The 20,243-nt window shown below is 69.8% G+C and carries 17 protein-coding genes; 10 read left to right on the plus strand and 7 right to left on the minus strand.

Annotation, left to right across the window (positions count from 1 at the left end; all coding sequences use genetic code 11):
- Window positions 1-60: 60 nt before the first annotated feature.
- The 3 genes from FIF60_RS02965 to FIF60_RS02975 all read left to right on the plus strand — a co-directional run bounded on the left by FIF60_RS02965 (window position 61) and on the right by FIF60_RS02975 (window position 2,375).
- Complete coding sequence (locus FIF60_RS02965) at window positions 61-810, plus strand: Crp/Fnr family transcriptional regulator (protein WP_144183661.1); 750 nt, start codon at window positions 61-63, stop codon at window positions 808-810.
- A gap of 103 nt (window positions 811-913) precedes the next feature.
- Window positions 914-1,375, plus strand: coding sequence for a PRC-barrel domain-containing protein (locus FIF60_RS02970; RefSeq protein WP_158639039.1), 462 nt, complete (start codon window positions 914-916; stop codon window positions 1,373-1,375).
- A gap of 127 nt (window positions 1,376-1,502) precedes the next feature.
- Window positions 1,503-2,375, plus strand: a complete 873-nt coding sequence (locus FIF60_RS02975; protein ID WP_158639040.1) for a YihY/virulence factor BrkB family protein — start codon at window positions 1,503-1,505, stop codon at window positions 2,373-2,375.
- 4 nt (window positions 2,376-2,379) lie between these two features.
- On the opposite strand, the gene FIF60_RS02980 is transcribed toward FIF60_RS02975, so the two are convergent.
- Entirely contained in the window at window positions 2,380-4,449 is a 2,070-nt protein-coding gene (locus tag FIF60_RS02980) for an acetate--CoA ligase family protein (protein WP_204251080.1), read from the minus strand.
- A 170-nt stretch (window positions 4,450-4,619) separates the two neighbouring features.
- Between FIF60_RS02980 and FIF60_RS02985 the strand changes: the two genes are divergently transcribed.
- Both FIF60_RS02985 and cueR read left to right on the plus strand, forming a co-directional pair.
- Window positions 4,620-7,154 carry a heavy metal translocating P-type ATPase gene (locus FIF60_RS02985; RefSeq protein WP_144183669.1) on the plus strand — a complete coding sequence of 845 codons (2,535 nt, stop codon included), beginning with the start codon at window positions 4,620-4,622 and terminating at the stop codon, window positions 7,152-7,154.
- 10 nt (window positions 7,155-7,164) lie between these two features.
- The gene (gene cueR / locus FIF60_RS02990; RefSeq protein WP_144183671.1) at window positions 7,165-7,614 is read left to right on the plus strand and encodes a Cu(I)-responsive transcriptional regulator; all 450 of its coding nucleotides are present in this window, start codon (window positions 7,165-7,167) and stop codon (window positions 7,612-7,614) included.
- On the opposite strand, the gene FIF60_RS02995 is transcribed toward cueR, so the two are convergent.
- From FIF60_RS02995 to FIF60_RS03005, 3 genes are read right to left on the minus strand one after another with little or no spacing between them, the layout of a single operon-like run.
- Window positions 7,562-8,401 carry an ABC transporter permease gene (locus FIF60_RS02995; RefSeq protein ID WP_144183673.1) on the minus strand — a complete coding sequence of 280 codons (840 nt, stop codon included), beginning with the start codon at window positions 8,399-8,401 and terminating at the stop codon, window positions 7,562-7,564. The genes cueR and FIF60_RS02995 overlap by 53 nt on opposite strands.
- A 2-nt stretch (window positions 8,402-8,403) precedes the next feature.
- Complete coding sequence (locus tag FIF60_RS03000) at window positions 8,404-9,180, minus strand: ABC transporter ATP-binding protein (protein ID WP_144183675.1); 777 nt, start codon at window positions 9,178-9,180, stop codon at window positions 8,404-8,406.
- A gap of 8 nt (window positions 9,181-9,188) precedes the next feature.
- Entirely contained in the window at window positions 9,189-10,217 is a 1,029-nt protein-coding gene (locus FIF60_RS03005; RefSeq protein ID WP_158639041.1) for an ABC transporter substrate-binding protein, read from the minus strand.
- Window positions 10,218-10,321: 104 nt separating this feature from the next.
- Here FIF60_RS03005 and FIF60_RS03010 point away from each other — a divergent pair, with 104 nt between their 5' ends.
- Together FIF60_RS03010 and FIF60_RS03015 are read left to right on the plus strand one after the other, a co-directional pair.
- Window positions 10,322-11,941 carry a GMC family oxidoreductase gene (locus FIF60_RS03010; RefSeq protein ID WP_144183679.1) on the plus strand — a complete coding sequence of 540 codons (1,620 nt, stop codon included), beginning with the start codon at window positions 10,322-10,324 and terminating at the stop codon, window positions 11,939-11,941.
- Window positions 11,938-12,582 carry a carboxymuconolactone decarboxylase family protein gene (locus FIF60_RS03015; protein ID WP_144183681.1) on the plus strand — a complete coding sequence of 215 codons (645 nt, stop codon included), beginning with the start codon at window positions 11,938-11,940 and terminating at the stop codon, window positions 12,580-12,582. The genes FIF60_RS03010 and FIF60_RS03015 overlap by 4 nt, the downstream gene beginning before the upstream one ends.
- Window positions 12,583-12,586: 4 nt before the next feature.
- Here FIF60_RS03015 and FIF60_RS03020 read toward each other — a convergent pair whose 3' ends face one another.
- Window positions 12,587-13,300 (minus strand): carboxymuconolactone decarboxylase family protein, encoded by a 714-nt coding sequence (locus tag FIF60_RS03020; RefSeq protein ID WP_158639042.1) that lies wholly within the window; start codon window positions 13,298-13,300, stop codon window positions 12,587-12,589.
- Window positions 13,301-13,316: 16 nt separating this feature from the next.
- Here FIF60_RS03020 and FIF60_RS03025 point away from each other — a divergent pair, with 16 nt between their 5' ends.
- Window positions 13,317-14,054: an SDR family NAD(P)-dependent oxidoreductase gene (locus FIF60_RS03025; RefSeq protein ID WP_144183685.1), complete on the plus strand. Its 738-nt coding sequence runs from the start codon at window positions 13,317-13,319 to the stop codon at window positions 14,052-14,054.
- Between the two features lie 9 nt (window positions 14,055-14,063).
- On the opposite strand, the gene FIF60_RS03030 is transcribed toward FIF60_RS03025, so the two are convergent.
- The gene (locus FIF60_RS03030) at window positions 14,064-15,404 is read right to left on the minus strand and encodes a globin-coupled sensor protein (protein ID WP_144183687.1); all 1,341 of its coding nucleotides are present in this window, start codon (window positions 15,402-15,404) and stop codon (window positions 14,064-14,066) included.
- A gap of 106 nt (window positions 15,405-15,510) precedes the next feature.
- Window positions 15,511-17,022 carry a M81 family metallopeptidase gene (locus FIF60_RS03035; RefSeq protein WP_144183689.1) on the minus strand — a complete coding sequence of 504 codons (1,512 nt, stop codon included), beginning with the start codon at window positions 17,020-17,022 and terminating at the stop codon, window positions 15,511-15,513.
- Between the two features lie 213 nt (window positions 17,023-17,235).
- On the opposite strand from FIF60_RS03035, the gene FIF60_RS03040 reads away from it, so the two are divergent.
- Complete coding sequence (locus FIF60_RS03040) at window positions 17,236-18,702, plus strand: M81 family metallopeptidase (RefSeq protein ID WP_144183691.1); 1,467 nt, start codon at window positions 17,236-17,238, stop codon at window positions 18,700-18,702.
- On the plus strand, window positions 18,699-20,216 hold the full coding sequence (locus tag FIF60_RS03045) for a M81 family metallopeptidase (protein ID WP_144183693.1): 1,518 nt from the start codon (window positions 18,699-18,701) through the stop codon (window positions 20,214-20,216). The genes FIF60_RS03040 and FIF60_RS03045 overlap by 4 nt, the downstream gene beginning before the upstream one ends.
- Window positions 20,217-20,243: the final 27 nt, after the last annotated feature.

Genomic DNA, 20,243 nt, shown 5'->3' on the forward strand with positions numbered 1-20,243 from the left:
CGGAACGTGCTCTATACCGGTGCCGGAACCGATCTTCATTAACCTGTGATAGGTCTGCACATGCGCGCAGCGACGCTCGATCCACCCTTCCCGTGCACGCACTGCCCGCTCCGGCCCCTGCCGGGGTTCATCGATGGGTCGGCCGAGGAACGGACGTTCATCGCGCGCCGCAAGCTCGGGCAGCTGCATGTCGTGGCCGGCGGCACGATCCTGCCGGAAGGCCAGCCGGCCCAGTACATGTTCACGCTGCTGTCAGGCTGGGCCTTCCGCTACAAGACGCTGAGCGACGGAAGGCGGCAGATCATGAACGTGCTCCTGCCGGGAGACCTGGTGGGGCTGCAGTCGCACATGCTCGACAGCCACAGGCACAGCGTCGAGGCGCTGACGGATGTCTCGCTCTGCACCTTCGGCCGCGAGACGGTCTGGGCGATCTACAAGTCGCACCCGCCGCTCGGCTTCGCGCTCACCTGGCTTGCCGCGCACGAGGAACGCCTCGTCGACGATGCGATCCTGTCCGTGGGGCGACGGTCGGCGGTCGAGCGCATCGCCGCACTCATGGTGCACATCTTCAAGCGCGCCGAGGCGGCGGGGCTGAAACAGGGCGACGCCATTCCATTCCCGCTGACGCAGGAGCACGTTGCCGACGCGCTGGGGCTTTCGATCGTGCACACCAACCGGACGATCCAGCACCTGAGGCGCGCAGGCCTGATCCGCCTCGCCGATGGAACGTTGTCGATCGGCGACCTCCGGGCGCTCCGGCGCGTGGCGCTCTACTGGGAACAGCCGGCGGAGCCGCGGCCGCTGTTCTGAGCACGAAAGCGGATCGACCGGCACCGAGCCGCAACCCCGCCGGACCGCCAGCGTTGAGTGTGCAGTGGTGCAGGATTGCACCCCAACCAGAGGGAGTTACCCCATGAGCACACGTCTTCCGCTCGCCCGCATGACGCTCGCAGCCGGCCTCATGGCGGCGCCGATGCTCGCCTTCGCCCAGGCCCCCGCCACGCCGGCCTCCCCCGCCATGCCCGCTCCGAGTGCGACGCAGCCTGCGACGCCGACGGCGCCGATGGCCACTGCACCTGCCACCCGGATGGGCCCCGCAACGATTCGCGCCTCGAAGGTGATCGGCGCGAACGTCTACAACGAGCAGAACGAGTCGATCGGCGAGGTCGAGGACCTGGTCATCCCCGCGGGACAGGGCCCGATGCTCGCCGTGGTGTCGGTCGGCGGATTCCTCGGGATCGGCGAGAGGCTCGTCTCCGTTCCGATGAACGAGCTGCGCTGGAACGCCGAGCGTGAGCGCTGGTCGCTCGCGGGCGCCACCAAGGAGAGCCTGAAGAACCGCCCGGAGTTCCGCTACGAGGACCGCCGCGGCTGACGCAGCCTCTTCACTTCACTGCCAGCAGGGCCGGCGCGCGACCTTCGCGCGCCGGCTTCTCGTTTTGGGTTAGACACGTTACAGAGCGAAGGCCGCACGGTGAGGCATGGGCCGCGAACGCGAAACGATGATCGGTGCCGTCTGGCACGCCGCGACGTCGGACAGGATCTCCCTGTCGGCGGCGGGCTGCGCGTTCTACGCCCTGCTCGCGCTGTTTCCCGCGCTGTCGCTGCTTGTCGCGCTCTACGGCCTGATGTTCGACCCGGCCACCGTCGAACCGCAGCTCGACCTCCTGGCCCAGTTCCTCCCAGAAGAAACGCATGAGCTGATTGCCAACCGCCTGCATGACCTTGTGATGACGGAGCGGCCGAGGCTCGAGTTCCAGGCCTGGGTCAGCCTCGGCATTGCGGCATGGAGCAGCGCCGCAGGCGTGCGCGGCCTCATCGGCGCGCTCAACCTTGCCTCCGGCCGCGTCGAGACACGCGGCTTCTTCGCCTATCAGGCGATAGCGCTCGGCATCGCGCTGACCGCCATCGTCGCGGCGATCATCGTCATCGCCGCGCTCGTGGCGCTCCCCCCCGTCCTGACGATCATGGGCGTACCCGATGATCGGATCGTCACGATGCGCAGCGCGACAATCATTCCGCTTCTCGTGATCGTCGGACTCGGCTTCGCGGCCCTCTACCGCTTCGGCCCCTCCGGGCCGCGCCAGCCTTGGCGGTGCGTCATTCCCGGCGCGCTCGTCGCAACGCTGCTCTGGGCCGTCGCCTCGGCCCTGTTCTCGATCTATGTCAGCGACTGGGCGGCGTATGACCGAACCTATGGGCCTCTGGGTACAGCCGTTGGCCTGCTCATGTGGTTCTATGTCGGCATCTTCGCCCTTCTGCTCGGCGCCGAGGTGAACGCCGTGCTGCGCCGGCGCGCCGCGAGCGCCGAGGAGGGCCCCGCGCCGGCAGCCAGTGCCGTGCTCCGGCGGCGCGACGCCCTGTCGGTCGAGTGACGGGTCAGTCCGGTTCGACGACGCGCATCACCGCATCGACTGCGACGGCGCCCTCGCCTTCCGCGCCGATGAGAAGCGGGTTCACCTCGCACTCCGCAATCGCGATCCCAGGCAGGTCGCCGAGGCGCGACATCGCGACCACGACGTCCGCGAGCGCCGCGATGTCGCCCCGGGCGCCGCCACGGAACCCCGCGAGCATGGCGAAGGCGCGGACCTCGCCGATCATCTCCACGGCCATCGCACGATCGACCGGCGCGGGCCGGACACTCCTGTCTCGGAGAACTTCCGTGTTCACCCCTCCGGCGGCGAGCAGCACGATCGGGCCCAGGGCAGGGTCGTTTCGATACCCGACAAGCGCCTCTCCGAGCGCGGGCGTCATCTGCTGGACGAGCACCCGCTCGAGCACGATGTCGGGGCGATGGTCGGCCACGGAGGCGGCTATCCGTTGCGCGGCACCAGCCAGCGCGGCGGGCGACGCGACGCCGAGCACCACGCCGCCGACATCGCTCTTGTGCGCGAGCCGCGCGTCCAGTGCCTTCACGGCGACAGGCCAAGCGAAGGGCAGCTTCGCCGCTGCGCGCTGATCGAGCGGCATGACGACGGCCGGAGCATGCGGCACGCCGGCGCGGGCAAGAACCTGGTAGGCCTCCCACTCATCGAGGGACCGCATGGCCCCCTGCGGCAGCGGCGTGGCCGAAACCATCCGCGGCGGGCGCCGGGCGAAGGCCGCAGCGACGGCATCGGCGCAGGCCTCGGGCGTACGGAATGCCGGAACGCCCGCCTCACTCAGCGCAGCAAGCGCAGCGGGCGCTTCGGGAACGCAGAACGCGGCGAGTGGCGCGCCCGATTCTCGTGCCGCATCGACGACCGGGCGCACGGCGATCTCGGGCTGGAACCGCGCCGAGGAGCCTGCGACGGCGACCACGAGGTCGTACTCCGGCGCGCTGCGCATCGCATCGAGGGCCGCCTTCATCAAGGGGTACTGGGCGCCGGCAAGGGTGAGGTCGAGGATGCGCCCGCCATCCTGCCCGACGCCCGAAGCCGCGAGCCGCGCACGCGTCTCCCCGCTCGGTGCTGCCACCGTGACACCGCGCAAGCCGAGCTGATCGACAATCATTGCCGCACCGCCGCCAGTCGTCGTCACCACCCCCACGGCGGGCGGGCGCGCGCCACGCGGGCGGATCGCAAGTCGCCCGAGAAGCGCCGGCGCCTCGAGGAACCCTTCGAGCGTCTCGACGCGGGCAATGCCGCAATCGCGCAGGAACGCATCTGCGAGGTCATCGTCCCCCGCAAGCGCACCGGTATGGGACTGTGCGAGCTCGGCCGCGGCCTCCGACCGGCCGAGCTTGTAGGCAACGACGGGCTTGCCCTTCGCGGCGGCCGCGACAGCGAAGCGCCTCAGCTGATCGGCGCCGCGGATCGTTTCGAGGAACAGCATGTAGCCCGTCACGGCGGAATCATCGATCGAGCGTGCGCAGATCTCTCCGATCGTGAGGTCGAGCTCAGCGCCCACGGAGACGAGCGCGGCAAAGCCGAGTCCCTTCGCCGCACCGCGGGACATGATCGCGCCGATCATGCTACCGCTCTGCGAGGCGACGAACAGGCCACCGCGCGGCAGGTTGGGCTCCGCGAAGGCCGCGTTCGCGGTGAGCACGACGCCGGCGTCGAGATTGGCGAGCCCGATGCTGTTGGGTCCGAGAATGCGCGTTCCGCCACCCGCGAGAACTGCGCGAAGCCGCTTCTCGCGCGCCTCGCCCTCGGCGCCGGCCTCGCCGAAGCCGCCCGTGAGCAGCGTCACCGCCGGAATGCCGAGCCGCACGCAATCGCCAACCGCATCCACCGCGGCATCGGCCGGGAGCAGGATGAAGGCATGGTCCGGCCGTTCTGGCAGCGCCTCGAGCCCGGGCCAGGCGCGCTCGCCAAGCACGGTTTCGCGCCGGGCGACGGGGTAGACGCGGCCGCGATAGCCCCCGGCACGCAGGAAGCGCAGCGGACGTGACGCAGGCTTCGCGGCATCGTCGGACGCGCCAACGATGGCAACGCTCGAAGGGCTGAGAAGAGGGTCGTGCGTCACGGGCAGCTCGCATCTGCGCATTGCGGGAAGGGCGGCGCATCATCCCCAGCGGGCGGGGAATGTCGACCTGCCCTTCGAGGCGCGCAGGGAAGCCATGCACTTGACCTTACCATGATGGGAAGCCTTATCTCCTGGTGCGGTCATCACTGACGGCAGGAGCCGGTACCGCCATGAACGCCATGCCCAGCACCAGACCCGTTCTGCTTCCCGTGGAGGGGATGAGCTGCGCCTCCTGCGTCGGCCGTGTGGAACGCGCACTGTCTGCCCTCCCCTCGGTCGCCTCCGCCTCCGTCAACCTCGCAACCGAGCGGGCGACCGTCGCCTTCAACGGCGCGCCTGCTCTCGGCGCCGCGATCGGCGCGATCGAGGGGGCCGGCTACGAGGTGCCCCGTGAGACGGTGAGCCTCGCAGTCGAGGGGATGACCTGCGCGTCATGCACGGGGCGCGTAGAGCGCGCGCTCGCGGCGGTTCCAGGCGTCATCTCGGCGCAGGTCAATCTCGCCACGGAACGCGCGACGGTCACGATCCCCCGCGGCGCCGTGGCAGTGGCGGATCTCGTCCAGGCGGTCGAGACGGCGGGCTATGCCGCGCGCGCCCTCCGCGAAGGCCAGTCGGATGCCGACACGGGCGCGGCCAGGCGCGAGCTGGAAGCCGCCGGGCTCCGCCGCGCCCTCATCCTCGCCGCGATCCTGACACTGCCTGTCTTCGTGCTCGAGATGGGCTCGCATCTCATTCCGAGAATGCATCATCTGATCGCCGAGACGATCGGGCTACAGGCGAGCTGGATCATCCAGTTCGTTCTGACCACTGCGGTGCTGGCTGGCCCCGGCTTCCGCTTCTACCGCATCGGCCTTCCGGCGCTGTTCCGCGGCGCGCCGGAGATGAACTCGCTCGTCGCCGTGGGCACGATCGCCGCCTACGGATACTCCACGGTGGCGACCTTCGCGCCCTCGGTTCTCCCGGCCGGAACCGTCGCCGTCTACTTCGAGGCCGCGGCGGTGATCGTCACCCTCATCCTGCTCGGGAGGTTCCTCGAGGCCCGCGCCAAGGGGCGCACCTCGGAGGCGATCACCCGCCTCGTCGCGCTTCAGCCGCGCACCGCGCGCATCCGGCGCGACCAGGCGGTCGTCGAGGTCGACCTGGCCGAGGTCGGGCCTGGCGACATCGTCGAGGTGCGGCCTGGCGAGCGCATCGCGGTCGACGGCGAGGTCATCGAAGGGACGAGTTTTGTCGACGAAGCGATGATCACCGGCGAGCCCATGCCCGTCGCCAAGGAGCCGGGCGCGGCGGTCGTCGGCGGCACGGTGAACCAGAACGGTGCGATGGCCTTCCGCGCGACCAAGGTCGGCGGCGAGACCGTCCTGGCGCAGATCATCCGCATGGTCGAGCAGGCGCAGGGTGCGAAGCTGCCGATCCAGGCGCTCGTTGATCGCGTCACGCTCTGGTTCGTGCCTGCGGTGATGGCGGCCGCTGCGCTCACCTTCCTCGTCTGGCTCTTCTTCGGGCCCGAGCCAGCGGTCACCTTCGCGCTGGTCAACGCCGTCGCCGTGCTGATCATCGCCTGCCCCTGCGCAATGGGGCTGGCCACGCCGACCTCGATCATGGTCGGCACCGGCCGCGGCGCGGAGGGCGGCATCCTGTTCCGCAGGGGCGAGGCGCTGCAAGGCCTCTCGGCCGTCCGTGTCGTCGCGCTCGACAAGACCGGCACGCTGACGCGCGGCAAGCCTGAGCTGACCGACCTCGTGGTCGCAGGCGGGTTCGGCCGTGCCGAGGTGCTCGCGCGGGTCGCAGCCGTCGAGGCCATGTCGGAGCACCCGGTCGCGCACTCGATCGTTGCGGCGGCCGAGCGCGAGCGGGTCGAGCCCCTGCGCAGCGAAGCGGTGCAGGCGATCCCAGGCATGGGCGCGGTCGGCACCGTCGGCGGCGAGGAGGTGCTCGTCGGCGCGGCGCGCCTGATGGCCGAGCGTGGCATCGACACCGCGGCCCTCGACGCCGAGGCGGCCGCCCTCGCCGATGCCGGCAAGACGACGCTGTTCGCCGCGATCGGCGGCAGGGTTGCGGCGGTGATCGCGGTCGCCGACACGCTGAAGCCGACGACGCGCGAGGCCATCGCCGCGCTCCGGGGCGCCGGGCTCGAGGTCGCGATGATCACCGGCGACAATGCCCGCACGGCGGAGGCGATCGCGACCGCCATCGGGATCGATGAGGTGGTGGCGGAGGTGCGCCCCGCAGGCAAGGTCGACGCGCTGCGCGCCCTGCGTGAACGCCACGGCGCCATCGCCTTCGTCGGCGACGGCATCAACGACGCCCCGGCGCTGGCGGAGGCCGATATCGGCATCGCCGTCGGCACGGGAACCGATGTCGCGATCGATGCGGCCGATGTCGTGCTCATGTCAGGCGACCTCGCGGGCGTCGGCCGCGCCGTGACTCTCTCGCGCGCGACGATGCGCAACATCCGCCAGAACCTGTTCTGGGCGTTCGCCTACAACACCGCACTGATCCCCGTTGCAGCGGGCGTGCTCTACCCGGTCTTCGGCATCCTGCTGTCGCCGATGCTTGCCGCCGGGGCGATGGCGCTCTCGAGCGTGTTCGTGGTTGGCAATGCGCTGCGGCTCAGGCGGCTGCCACTCGGCCGAAGGCTCGATGCGGGTGCGCCCACCGCACCGCCCGAGGCCGCCCCGACAGCGCGAGCGGCACGGGCCTGAGGAGGCGGCGATGAACATCGGCGAAGCAGCCCGGGCCTCCGGCGTGTCGGCGAAGATGATCCGCTACTACGAGGCAACCGGGCTGATCGCCCCGGTTGCCCGCACCGAGGCAGGCTATCGGGACTACTCCATGGCGGAGGTGCACACGCTGCGCTTCATCCGCCGCGCCCGCGAGCTCGGCTTTCCGATGGAGACGATCGCCGGGCTGCTCGGGCTCTGGCAGGACCGGTCGCGCCAGAGTGCCGAGGTCAAGCGCATCGCGCTCGAACATGCCGCGGCGCTGCAGGAGAAGGTGGCCGCGCTCGAGGCGATGGCGGCGACGCTGACGCGGCTTGCCGAGCATTGCCATGGCGACGACAGGCCCGACTGCCCGATCCTCGACGACCTCGCCGACGGCCGCGCTCCGCTCAGCCCTTCCAGCGGAGAAGCCAGGCCTCGGTATGCCGCAGCGCGACGTTGATCAGCGCTCCGACGAGCCCCAGGACGAACAGTCCGGCGAACACGCTGGTCGTGTCGAACAGGCCGGTCGCCTGGCTGATGATGAAGCCGATGCCGCGATTGGCGCTCATGAACTCGCCGATGACGGTGCCGACGAGCGCGTAGGGAACCGACACCTTCAGACCCGTGATCACCCAGCTCGACGCGGAGGGGATGATCACGTGGCGCAGAACCTCGCCGCCGCCGCCGCCCATGATGCGGGTGGCGTGGATGTAGATCGGGTTCACGTCGCGCACCCCGGCATACGTGTTGAGGAACACGACGAAGAACACGATCGAGGCAGAGACGGCGATCTTGCTCTCGATGCCGATGCCGAACCAGATGATGAAGAGCGGCGCGAGCGCGATCTTCGGGATCGAGTAGAGCGCGGTGATGTAGGGGTCGAAGATGTCGGCCACCGTCTGGTTCCGGCCGAACAGAAGCCCGAGCGCGAAGCCGATCGCCGCTCCGATGACGAAGCCGAAGGCTGTCGCGTAGAGCGTGACCGAGAGATGCGTCCAGAGCGACCCGGTGACGGTCCATCGCCACAGCCGCATGCCCACCGCGCTCGGAGAGGAGACGAAGAGCGGGTCGATCAGCCGGCCGGAAGCATACTCCCAGAAGCCGAGGAACAGGACGCCAACGAGGATGCGGCCGAGCAGCACCATGCGCCGCCGCCCGGCCTGCGCGGCATCCCATTCCGCGACCGCCGCGCTGCGCACCGCCCCGCCGCTGCCGATCGCGGCTGCCTCGTCGATGTTCTGCGCCATGGCTAGACCGCCTCGCCCTTGGCGATCTCGGGGGCGAGCTGGTCCCACAGCCGCGCATAGGCGGCCTCGAATGCGGGCAGGAAGCGAACGCGGAAAGGGTCGCGCGGATAGGGAATGTCGATCTCGTCGATCGCCTTGATCCGCCCTGGCCTGCCGCTGAACACGACCACACGCTGCGCGAGCGTCACCGCCTCGGCGAGGTCATGCGTCACGAACACCACCGTTTGCTGGCCTGCCGCCCAGATATCCAGGAGCTGCTTCTGCATGAGCAGCTTGAGCTGCGCATCGAGCGCGCCGAACGGCTCGTCCATCAGGAGGGTGCCGGGTTCGTAGACGAGGAGCTGGGCCAGCGCCACGCGCTTGCGCATCCCGCCCGACAGCTCGATCGGGTAGGCCGCTTCGAAGCCCGAGAGACCCACGCGGCTCAGCATCTCGCCGACCTTCTGCTGGCGCTCGGCCGAGCCAAGGCCACGGAAGCGCAAGGGAAGCTCGACATTCTCGAACACGGTGCGCCAGGGCAGGACGCTGTCCTGCTGAGTCATGTAGCCGACATGGGTGTTGATGCGGTCGACCACCCTTCCGTCATGCAGGATGCGCCCCGCGGTCGCGGGCAGGATGCCGGCGACCATGTTCAGGAGCGTCGACTTGCCGCAGCCGGAAGGGCCGACGAAGGCGACGAATTCCCCCGCCTCGATCCGGAGATCGATCGGCGAGAGCGCGACCGTCTCCCGCCCGCGCGCGACGTAGCGTTTCTCGACGGCCTCGACCGCGATTGCCATGCCGCCGGTCAGCCGCGCCCGAGCGCCTCGGTCACGAGGCTCGGGTCGTACTGCGCCTCGAAGGTCACGCTCGCGGGCAGGAGCTCCGCGCCCATCGTGCGCTGCACGGCGTTGATGAAGTCGACGTTCTTCTGGAAGAGGTCCGCCCGCGGCAGCGGGTTGTCGAAGAAGATCTTCGAGTTAATCTCGAACGACACCTCCGCGATCTGCGGCGGCAGGCCCTCGAACCACTTGTCGGCCCAGGCCTTCAGCGCCGGGCGGTCGCTCTGCATGGCCTTCAGCGCCGCAGCGATCCCCTGGCAGTAGCGGACGAGCGCCTCGCGCTTGCCGGCGTTGCGCAGCGTCGCCTCGTTGGTCGAGGCGATGATGTACATGTACTGCTCGAGTTCGGGCGGTGGATTCGTCGCCATGTTGAACAAGTAGGCACAGTCGCGGTCCTGCACGGCGAGATCGGAGGTCGGCGAGGAAAGGCAGAACCCGTCGATGACGTTCTGCTGCAGCCCGGCGAGCATGCCTGGCCCACCACCCTGGATCGGCACGAGGCGGAGGTCGCTGTTCGGGTCCATACCGCCCTGCAGGGCGAGCCAGCGGAACAGCGCATCCGGCGCCGCGCCGGGGCCCGTCGTGCCGAGGCGAAGCCCCTTTAGCGCAGCGATCTTCTGCGGCACGGGAGAGCTCTCGGTCACGCCCGCACGCTCGAGAACCGGTTTCCGGATCACGACATTGGAGGCGTACTTGTTCACCGTGCCGACGAAGCTCTTCACCGGGAAGCCCTGGCTGCGCGCGCGCATGGCCTCGCCCGGGTCGCCGAGCACGATGTCGACGCCCGAGCCGCCGAGCGCGGCGATGTTCGTGCCGCGGTTCGAGGCGTTCGAGACGACCTTGACGCGCGCCCGCTCGAAGAAGCCGCCTGCGGTCGCATAGTCCTCCGCCGCCCACAGCCAGGATTTCGAGGTAGAGCGGAGCGTCTGCAGCTCGGGCACGGCCTGCGCGATCGCGACGCGCGGCAGCGTTCCCAGTGCGAGCGCCGTTGTCATGACGCTCCTGCGCGAGATGCCCATTTGCCTGCTCCCAAGCCCGTGCTTTCGTTGCCGCTACTAAGGCACCAGCGGGCCGGAACGACAAGAGACCTCCGAACCACATGGCGGAACGGGAGAATGACGTCATCATCGTCGGGGCCGGCGCGGCCGGCGCGGTGATCGCCGCGCGGCTTTCCGAGGACCCTCGCCTCCGCGTGCTGCTCCTCGAGGCAGGCCGTGCCGCACGGGGGCCGCTGTTCAGCGTGCCGCTGATGACCGGGGTGCTGCTTCGCTCGCGCATCGCCAACTGGGGCTACATCACCGAACCCGAGCCGCAGCTCGACAACCGCCGCCTTTCCTGGCCGCGCGGGCGCGCCCTTGGCGGGTCGACTGCGATCAACGGTATGGTCTATGCCCGCGGGCTGCCGGGTGATTTCGATGCGTGGGCGCAACGCGGCCTGCCGGGCTGGAGCCATGCGGAGGTTCTGCCCTATTTCCGTCGCAGCGAAGCCTGCCAGCATGGCGACCCGGCTCTGAGGGGCAGGGACGGCCCGCTCGCGGTAACGCGGCCGCGCTGGGAGAACCCGCTCTTCGCCGCGTGGATGGACGCCGCGGTGCAGGCCGGCCATCCCGTGACGGAGGATTTCAACGGGGCCGACACGGAGGGTGCCGGAGCGCAGGACTTCACGATCGCCTCAGGCCGCCGCGCCAGCACCTCGCGCGCCTTTCTCGACACCGCAGAGCGGCGGCCGAACCTGACAGTCCGCACCGGCGCGCAGGTCGCGCGCGTGATCATCGAGGGCCAGCGCGCGGTGGGCGTCGCACTGCTCGACGGCACGGTGCTGCGCGCCGCGCGCGAGGTCGTGCTTGCCGGCGGCGCGATCAACTCCCCGCAGCTCCTGATGCTGTCCGGCATCGGCCCGGCCGACCAGCTCGCGCGCAACGGCATCGCCGTGGTGGCTGACCTGCCGGGTGTGGGCGCGAACCTGCAGGATCACCTTCTCATCCGCGTCGAGCATGCGTGCCGCGAGGACGTCACGCTCGACCGGCTCCGCAGGCCCGACAGGGCCGCGCTCGCCGTGCTGCGCGCCTGGGCGTTCGGGACCGGGCCTGCGGCGACGTTTCCGCTTCTTGTCGGCGGCCAGTTCCGCAGCGACCCCGCGCTCGACACGCCGGACCTCAAGGCCAACTTCCTGCCCGGCCTGTCGAGCGCGACCATGCCCATTCCGTTCATCGGCATGCGCATGCCGCCGGAGCGCGGCCGAGGCTTCTTCGCCAACATCTTCCAGATGCGCCCCGAGAGTCGCGGCCGCCTCGAGCTCGCCTCGGCCGATCCGCGCGCACATCCCCGCCTCATGCCGAACTACCTCTCGAGCATGACGGACAGGGTGGTGTTGCGCCGGGGCGTTGCACTGCTGCGCGACATCTTCCTCCAGCCCGCCTTCGACCGCTTGCGCGGCGAGGAACTCTCGCCCGGGCCCGACGTGCGCAGCGACAGCGACGTGGATGCGTGGATCAGGCGTACGGCCGATACGGTCTATCACCCCGTCGGCACCTGCCGCATGGGGCCCGCGCATGACAGGATGGCAGTGCTCGACCCCGCGCTGCGCGTGCGCGGCATCGCCGGGCTTCGGGTCGCCGATGCCTCCGTGATGCCGGCGATCACCTCCTGCAACACCATGGCGCCGACGATCATGATCGCCGAGCGTGCAGCAGATCTCATCAAGGCGGAGACGGCATGACGACCCCGGACATCGACGGCGCAGCGATCCTTGCGCAGGTGGAGGCCAAGCGCGGCTACACCCTGCCCTATCACCGCCTGTTCGCCCGCCACGCGCCGGCGCTGCTGCGTGACTATGACCGGTTCTACGAGTCGCTCACGCTGGAGAAGCGCCTGCTCACGCCCGTGCAGCGCGAAACCGTGTGGGCCGGGCTGCTCGCCGCCGCGCGCGAGGTGCACGGCTTCATCCACATGCGGCGCGCGACGGCAGCGGGCATGACGAACGACGACATCGCCCGCGCCGTCGCCATCGCAGCGGCGACGGAGGCGTTCGCGGTGATCGGCTTCTCGGGAACGAACTGGGCGGCCTGGACGCTCCCCGAGGCACTGACAGCGCGCTATCTCACGATCTTCGACGCAGCGCGAGACGGGCTCGACCCCGGGCTTGCGCATCTCGTCGCCGCGGTGGCGATGGCCGCGCGCCGCGAGCGGGCCGGTACGGTGCTTCACCTCGCCCGCACCTTCCAGGGCGGCATCACGCCAGGCGAGGCCTGCGAGGGCTTGAGCTACATGCTGATCCCCTGCGGCGGGAACACGCTGATCGAGGCGGTTGCGTTCTGGGAGGAAGCCGCGAAGGAAGGCGTCCTGCCCGCTCCCTACTGAAACGCTACCGCGTCTTTCCGGAGGCCTCGTCGAAGCCGCCTTGGCCCTCGAGCGCCGCCCAGGCTGCGAAGCTCGGCGAGGGTGTGACTCGGCGAGCGCGGATCAGGCCGAGCCAGACACCCGCCGCCTCGACGAAGCGCGGCACGCTGCCCGGGAACATCATCAGGCTGATCGCCTCAGCGAGCTCGACCTCCGGAACCTCGCGCGCATAGGCCATCATGATGGCCTGCTCGAGCAGGAACCAGTCGCCGCGCGCCGCGTGCACAGCGGCAGCGGCCGGCACGGCGATGCGCAGCTTCACGTCGCCGGCATTTGCGGCAAGCGCCGCCCGATAGCTCGCCCCGACATCGATGCCAGGCAGGTGCGCCCGCCAATGCTCCTGCACGAACGCATAGGCCCGCGCGCCGACCGCCCAGGCCGTGAGGCGAATTGCTGCCTCCACCTCCGCATCCGTTCCGCCTGCACCCTGGAATTTCGCGATGTGGTGCGTAGCCAGTGCCTCATCGGTCGCGATCAGGATGGCGAGCCAGACGAATTCCCGGTCATGCGGCGACAGCACGCGCTGCGCGATCGCAAGCTCCGTATAGGCATGGTCGTAGGCCTCGAGCATCGCAGGGCTCGTGATCGCGAGAAGCCCGTGATGGGGCAGGAGATACCCGCGCTTGGCGCGCACCGCTTGCAGCCTCGCCTCGATCTCCGCATTGTCGCCCGTCGCCAAAGGAGGCCTCCCTCGCATGTCGTTGCGCTCTGATCTTACGGGCATGCGCCTGTTCGTCACGGGGGCAGGAAGCGGCATCGGCCATGCGCTGCTGCGCCTTGCCCTCGCGGACGGTGCAGCCGTTGCATGCCTCGCCCGCGACGAGGTGGAGGCGCAGAGGTTGCAGGCGCTGGTCGCGCCTGAGCGGGTTCTCGTCGCCGACCTGCGGCACGGTGCCTCGGGCCTGGTACGGGAGGCCGCCGCGCGGCTTGGCGGTCTCGATGGCGTCGCCCTCGCCGCCGGCCTGTTCGACCATCGCGCCAGCAGCGAGACCGATCGCGAGGCCTGGCAGACGGTGCTCGACGTCAATCTCACGGCGAGCTTCGAGATGGCGCGCGATGCGCTGCCGCTGCTGGGTTCGGGAGGATCGATCGTTCTCGTCTCGAGCCAGATCGGCCTCGTCGGCCACCCGCGTGCTGCGGCCTACACGGCGTCGAAGGCGGCGCTGAATGGGCTCGCGAAGTCGCTCGCGCTCGAGGCCGCGCCGCGCGGCGTGCGCGTCAACGCCGTCGCCCCCGGCCCGATCGCCACGCCGATGACCGCGCTCGCACGATCCGACGCCGCCCGGGCGGAGAGGCTCCTCGCCTCGATCCCGCTCGGGCGCTTCGGAACGGCGGAGGAGATCGCGCACACGATCCGCTTCCTGCTCTCGCCCGCCGCCGGCTTCATCACCGGCGCGATCGTCGTGGCGGACGGCGGCGTCACCGCCGCCTGAACACGATGCTCAGGCCGCCCTGAGCCGGCCGAGGATCTCGGCGATCTGGCCGCGCAGCATCTCGCCGTTGCGGGCGAGCTCGCGGGCCGCGCCATGCAATTCCTTCGCCGCGTCGGACGTTTCCGTCACAGCCGCGCCGACATCGCTGATGCTGACATTCACCTGGTCGGTGCCGGCGGCGGCCTGCTGGACGTTCCGCGCGATCTCCTGCGTGGCCGCCCCCTGCTGCTCCACCGCCGCAGCAATGGCGGCGGCGATCGAGTTGGTCTGCTCGATCACCGCGCCGATCCCCTGGATGGCGGTGACGGCCTGCTGCGTGTCGGTCTGGATCGCGACGATCTGGTTGCTGATGTCCTCGGTCGCCTTCGCGGTCTGCACCGCGAGATTCTTCACCTCGGAGGCGACGACGGCAAAGCCCTTGCCCGCCTCGCCCGCGCGGGCCGCCTCGATCGTCGCGTTGAGCGCAAGCAGGTTCGTCTGCCCCGCGATGGTCCGGATCAGGCCGACGACGTCGCCGATCCTCCGCGCGCTCTCGGCCAGCCCCTGGACGGTCGCGTCGGTCTCGCGGGCACGGGCAACGGCGATGTCGGCGATGCGCGTGCTCTCGCCGACCTGGCGGCTGATCTCCGACACGGACGCGGAAAGCTCCTCAGCTGCGGCAGCGACCATCTGCACGTTCGCCGTCGCCTGGGTGCTCGCCGAGGCCACCGTCTGCGCGCGCTCGTTCGTACGTGCAGCGATGCCTCCAAGCGTCTCTGCGCTCACCTGAAGCTCGGTGCCGGCAGAGGCCACGGCCTGGACGATGGCGCCGACCGCCTGGTCGAACTCGTCGGCCACACGGCCGCGCTCTGCCGTCGCCGCCGCCTTTGCCTCCTCGAAATACACGGAGAGGGCAAGGTCCATATCCAGGAACACCGCAGCGGTCACTGCCGACATGAGTTCTGCAGCGCGCTGCGCCTTCCAGCGATGTTTCGCGGCGAGGACGAGCCCGATCTCTGCGAGAGCGAGCGAGTAGCCGCCGAGATACCAGCGCGGATCGAGCCCGATGCGGGCATGCGCCGTGCCGACGCGGCGAACGCCCGCGACGTAGCCTTCATCGAAACGGCCGGAGAACAGGCGCTCCCAGTGCTGCCGCTGCGCCGACTTGAGCCAGTCGAGCCCGCGCTTGGCATGCCGGTCGAGCATCGCCTTCGTCTCGGGCATCCGTTCCAAGTGGGCATAGAATACGCTGAGGATTCGATCGAGCTCCGGCTCGATCATCGCCCATGTCTGGGTGAGTGCATCGACCGCCTTGCGGTCGAGGCGCATGTACTCCACGCGGGTGCCAATCTCGCCGGCGTTCGTCGTCATTGGGTGGGGCCTTCGGGTCTGGCGGCTGATGGGTTACCGCCAGAACCTCGCATGCAAACGCAAACAAGACCCTAATTACCGAGTGGTCATCCTCGCCGCTGCCGCCTCACCGAGTGGAAAGGGCTGGGGGCCGAAAGGGCGGGTCAAGCGGGAACACCGGCCTGCGCAGGTGCCGGTAGGGCAGCGTCGTCAGGTCGCTCGGGCAGGCGCCGGGGGTCGCGACCGTGTAGCTCGCTGCCGCGATCTCCTGATAGGCGCGGCGATGCGCGACGGCAGCCTTGACGCCGATGAACGCACACGTTTCCGGAACGATTCCTTGCGAGCGCAACTGCCCGAGGTCGAAGGGCGGGGTCTTCAGCGAGGTGAGCAGAATCGTCGCACCGCCCGCCTCAAGCGTCGCGCAGGGGCCCATGTCGATATGGATGCCGCGCATGGCGGCGAGATGGCTGTGGCGGTCCTCGAGCGTGAAGCGCCCATCGCTTCGCTGCCGAAGCGTGACCTCGGCCTCCACCGGCCCCGGGTCTGGTCCATGCCTGCCGCCGAAGGCGAGGCGAAGCGTCGTACCAAGCGGCACGCCGGCAAGTGCCGCCACGGCATCGGCGTCGTTGATGACGACCGCTGCACGATCGAGCCTGTGGCGCAGGAATGCCCGAAGCACCGTGGTGCAATCGCCCGGTGAGCCTCCGCCGATATTGTCGGCAGGCTCGACGATCAGCACCGGCCCCTGGCGTGGCGCGGAAAGGGCGTTCTCGATCGCCGCGTCGATATTCCACTCCTGCGGCACGCCCGCCTCGCGCAGCTCGTGCGCGATCGCGCCGAGCCGTTCGAGATACCGGGAAGCGTGCGCCTCATCGCCCTCCGTCACGATCGCGACCGAGACGCCGGTATCCGGCGTGTCGGCAAAGGCGTAGCCGCCGACTATCGAGACGGACCAGATGGCGGGATCGTCCCGCTCGATCCTGCGCGCGTCCTCCGACAGGGCGCGCATGGGCAGGTCGTCGGTTCCCGTACCGGTCGGTGGCCAGACGATGGGGTAGGTGCGCGCGACGATCCGTGGACGTCGGCCCAACGAAAGGGCACACCCGAGCAGCGTCGCCGAGAGGGCCGCGGCCTCGAAGGCATCCGTGTGCGGGTTCTTCCGATAGCCAACGAGGGCATCGGCGAAGCGCGCCATCCTCTGCGTGAAGGTGGCGTGCAGGTCGAACACGCCGAACACGGGAAGCGAACCCGCACCTGGCAGGTCACGCAGACGCTCGAGCAGCTCCCCTTCCGGATCGAGCGAGCCGGTCGTGACCATGGCGCCATGGAGGCCGAGCCAGACGCCGTCGAGCCCGTCATGCAGCGCACGGCGCGCCGCGACCTCGAACTCGTTCCAGAATGCCTCGAACACGGCATGGTCGAGCGTGCCTGATGGCATCGCGCCGATGTCGAGCGCCGGCACCACCTGCCAGCCCTCGCGGGCGGCAACCGAGAGGAAGCCGTCGATCGTCGAGCCATCCCCCCGCCGGGCGAGGAGGGCCTCGCCGCGATGGGTGGTGACGGCGTCTGCGCGCGTGATCTCGTCGATGAAGGTGTGCGTCTCGTGGTAGAGGCCTGCGAGCAGGATGCGCAAGCCCATCGGCGACCCTCCCAGGGCACGGAACCGGTTGCGGACGGAACATTCCGTTGCCGCGCCGTCGGTCCAGTTCACACAAGTTCGCCCTCGCCTTCAAGGGTCGGCGGCGGCGTATTGGCGATTGACACGCCTCGGCACCGGCGTGAGCATTGCGCACCCGCATCGGCAGGCCGGCGTGGGCTGGTTGATCGGGAATGCTTCGGAGGGGACGTGCCGATGCGCATGTTCGTCGCCTCGCTTGCGACAGAGACGAACACCTTCGCCCCCCTGCCTGTCGACCGCTCGGCCTTCGAGCAGGCCTTCTACGCGCCGCCGGGAAAACACCCCGACACGCCGACGCTCTGTTCAGCCCCGGTGGTGGCCGCGCGCCGCCGCGCCGCGACGGATGGCTTCACGCTGATCGAGGGAACGAGCGCCTGGGCCGAGCCGGCCGGGCTCGTCTCGCGCGCCGCCTATGAGAGTCTCCGCGACGAGATCCTCGGTCAGCTTCGCGCCGCACTGCCGCTCGACATCGCCCTGTTCGGGCTGCACGGCGCGATGGTGGCCGATGGCTACGATGATTGCGAGGGCGACCTACTTGCCCGGGCCCGGGAGATCACCGGGCCGCACACGGTGATCGGCGCCGAGTATGACCTCCATTGCCATCTCACGGAGAAGCGCGTCGCCGCCTGCGACCTCGTCGTTTTGTTCAAGGAGTTCCCACACACCGATTTCCTCGCAAGGGCCGACGATCTCGTCGATCTGGCACTTCGCACCGCACGGGGAGAGATACGGCCCACCATGGCGCTCTACGATTGCCGGACCCTCGGCGGCGGTTACATGACGAACCGTCCGCAGGGCCGCGCCTTCGTGGATCGGCTGATGGCGATGGAGGGGAAGGACGGCATCCTCTCCATCTCGATCGCGCATGGTTTCTCGGCAGGCGACGTGCCCGAGGTCGGCACCCGCACGCTGGCGATCACCGATGACGACAGGCCGAAGGCGAGGGCTCTTGCCGAGCAGCTCGGCCGGGAGGTCATCGGCTTCGCCCGCGCCGCCACCCCGCCACACTACACGCCGGAGGAAGCGATCGCGCTGACACGGTCCGCCCCCGCGCACCCGATCGCCTTCGGCGACCGCTGGGACAGCCCGGGCGGCGGCGTGCCGGGAGATGGCACCGCCGCCATCGCCGCACTGCTGGACCACCCCGACATGGCAGCCGCCGTCGGCGTGCTGTGGGACCCCATCGCCGTGTCGCTCTGCCACGCCGCCGGGCCCGGCGCCGAGCTTTGGCTTCGCATCGGCGGCAAGGCAACGCCCGTGTCGGGCCCGCCTGTCGATGCCCATGTGCGCGTCCGAAGCGTGACGGACGACCTCGTCATCCCCTTCGAGCAGAGCCGCGTCTCGCTCGGCGCCGCGGCGGCGGTGACGATCGGCAATCTCGACATCGTTCTCGGAAGCAAGCGCTCGCAGACCTTCAGCCCGGCGGCCTTCACCGAGCTCCGAATCGATCTCTCGCGGAAGAAGATGGTCATCGTGAAGTCATCGAACCATTTCGCCGCCGCCTTCGCGAACGTGATGGCAGCGATCCACTATCTCGACAGCGGCGGACCGTTCCCCCACGACCCGCTGAAGGTCACCTACCGCAAGGCGCGGCGGCCCCTCGCCCCACTCGACGCGCTCCCGCTCGAGGCGGCGTCATGACGCTCCGTATCGGGCTCATCCACGTCTCGCAGGAGACGAACGACTTCAACCCGCGCCTGACGACGCTGGCCGACTACCGTGCTTTCGGGCTCCACCAGGGCGCGGAGGTGATCGAGAAGGCGGGCAGCACCGGCCAGGTCGCAGGCCACCTGCGCGCCGTGGCGGAGTCCGGCCTCGCCGTCGAGACGGTGCCGATCGTCCGCGCGCATGCCGTCGCCGGCGGACGGATCGATCGCGAGTCTCACCAGTTCTTCCTCGACCGTATCCGCGAAGGCCTCTCCGCCGCGGGGCGGCTCGACGGGCTTGCGCTCTACCTGCACGGTGCCTGCGCCGCGGAGGGCGAGGATGATGTCGAAGGCGTCCAGGCCGCACTCTGCCGCGAGATCCTCGGGCCGGACGTGCCGATCCTGCTCGGCCTCGACCACCACGCCAACGTCACGCGGCGCATGGTCGGCTCCGTCACCGCCATCGTCGGTCACAGGACCCAGCCGCATGATCAGTTCGACACGGGGCTGATAGGCACGCGGCTTCTCCTGCGCATCCTGTCGGAGCGGCTCTCACCGCGCATGGTCATGCGCAAGATCCCGCTCGTGACGCACCAGGAGCAGTTCCTCACCGCCCATGGCCCGATGAAGACGTGGTTCGACCGGGCCCGCGCGATGGAGGATGACCCTCGGGTTCTCCAGGCCGTACCGTTCCCGATGCAGCCCTGGCTGGACGTCGACGAGGGCGGCTGGACGGCCGTCGTGGTGACGAATGGCGACCAGGCGCTCGCCGAGACGCTCGCAGACGAGCTCGCCGCGCTCGCCTGGTCGCTGCGCGATGACTTCCTCGTCCGCGAGGCGATCGGCATCGACGAAGCCGTGCTCGAGGCCGATGCGGCGCCCGAGGGCGTGATCGTGCTGAGCGACACGGGCGACACCGTGTTCGGCGGTGCGGCCGGTGACAGCAATCTCCTGCTCGAGGCGATGCTTCGGCTCCGCATCCGCGGCCCGGCTCTCGTGCCGATGGTCGCCCCCGGCGTCGTCGCTCGGCTGTTCGAGGCTGGCGAGGGCGCGACGGTAACGCTTCCGGTCGGCGGCGAGACGGCGACGGCGTTCTTCTCGCCCATCGACGTCACCGGCACGGTGCGGCGGCTCGGCGGCGGCAAGGTGCCGGTGCGGGGCTACCAGGATGCCGAGATCGACATGGGCCGCACGGCGGTTCTCGAGATCGGGCCGGTAACGCTCCTGGTGAGCGAGCTGCGCGGCGTCGCCGGCAACCTCCCCGACGTGTACCGCGCCTTCGGCATCGAGCCCCAGGACGCGAAGATGGTCGTTCTCAAGACCGCATCGAACTTCCAGTACTTTGCCTCGATGACGAAGCGGGTGATCCGGGCCGACACGCGCGGGCCCGGCCAATCGGACGTGTTCACGCTTCCCTGGAAGCGGCTGCCCCGTCCGATCTACCCTCTCGAGCGGATGGAGCGGTGGGACGCGCCGCGAACCTCTCCCGCAACGCGACGCTCCGCCTGAGGCGGCGCGGCCGCGGCAAGGGACAAG

The sequence above is a fragment of the Elioraea rosea genome, from assembly GCF_007644105.1.
Lineage (GTDB): Bacteria > Pseudomonadota > Alphaproteobacteria > Acetobacterales > Acetobacteraceae > Elioraea_A > Elioraea_A rosea.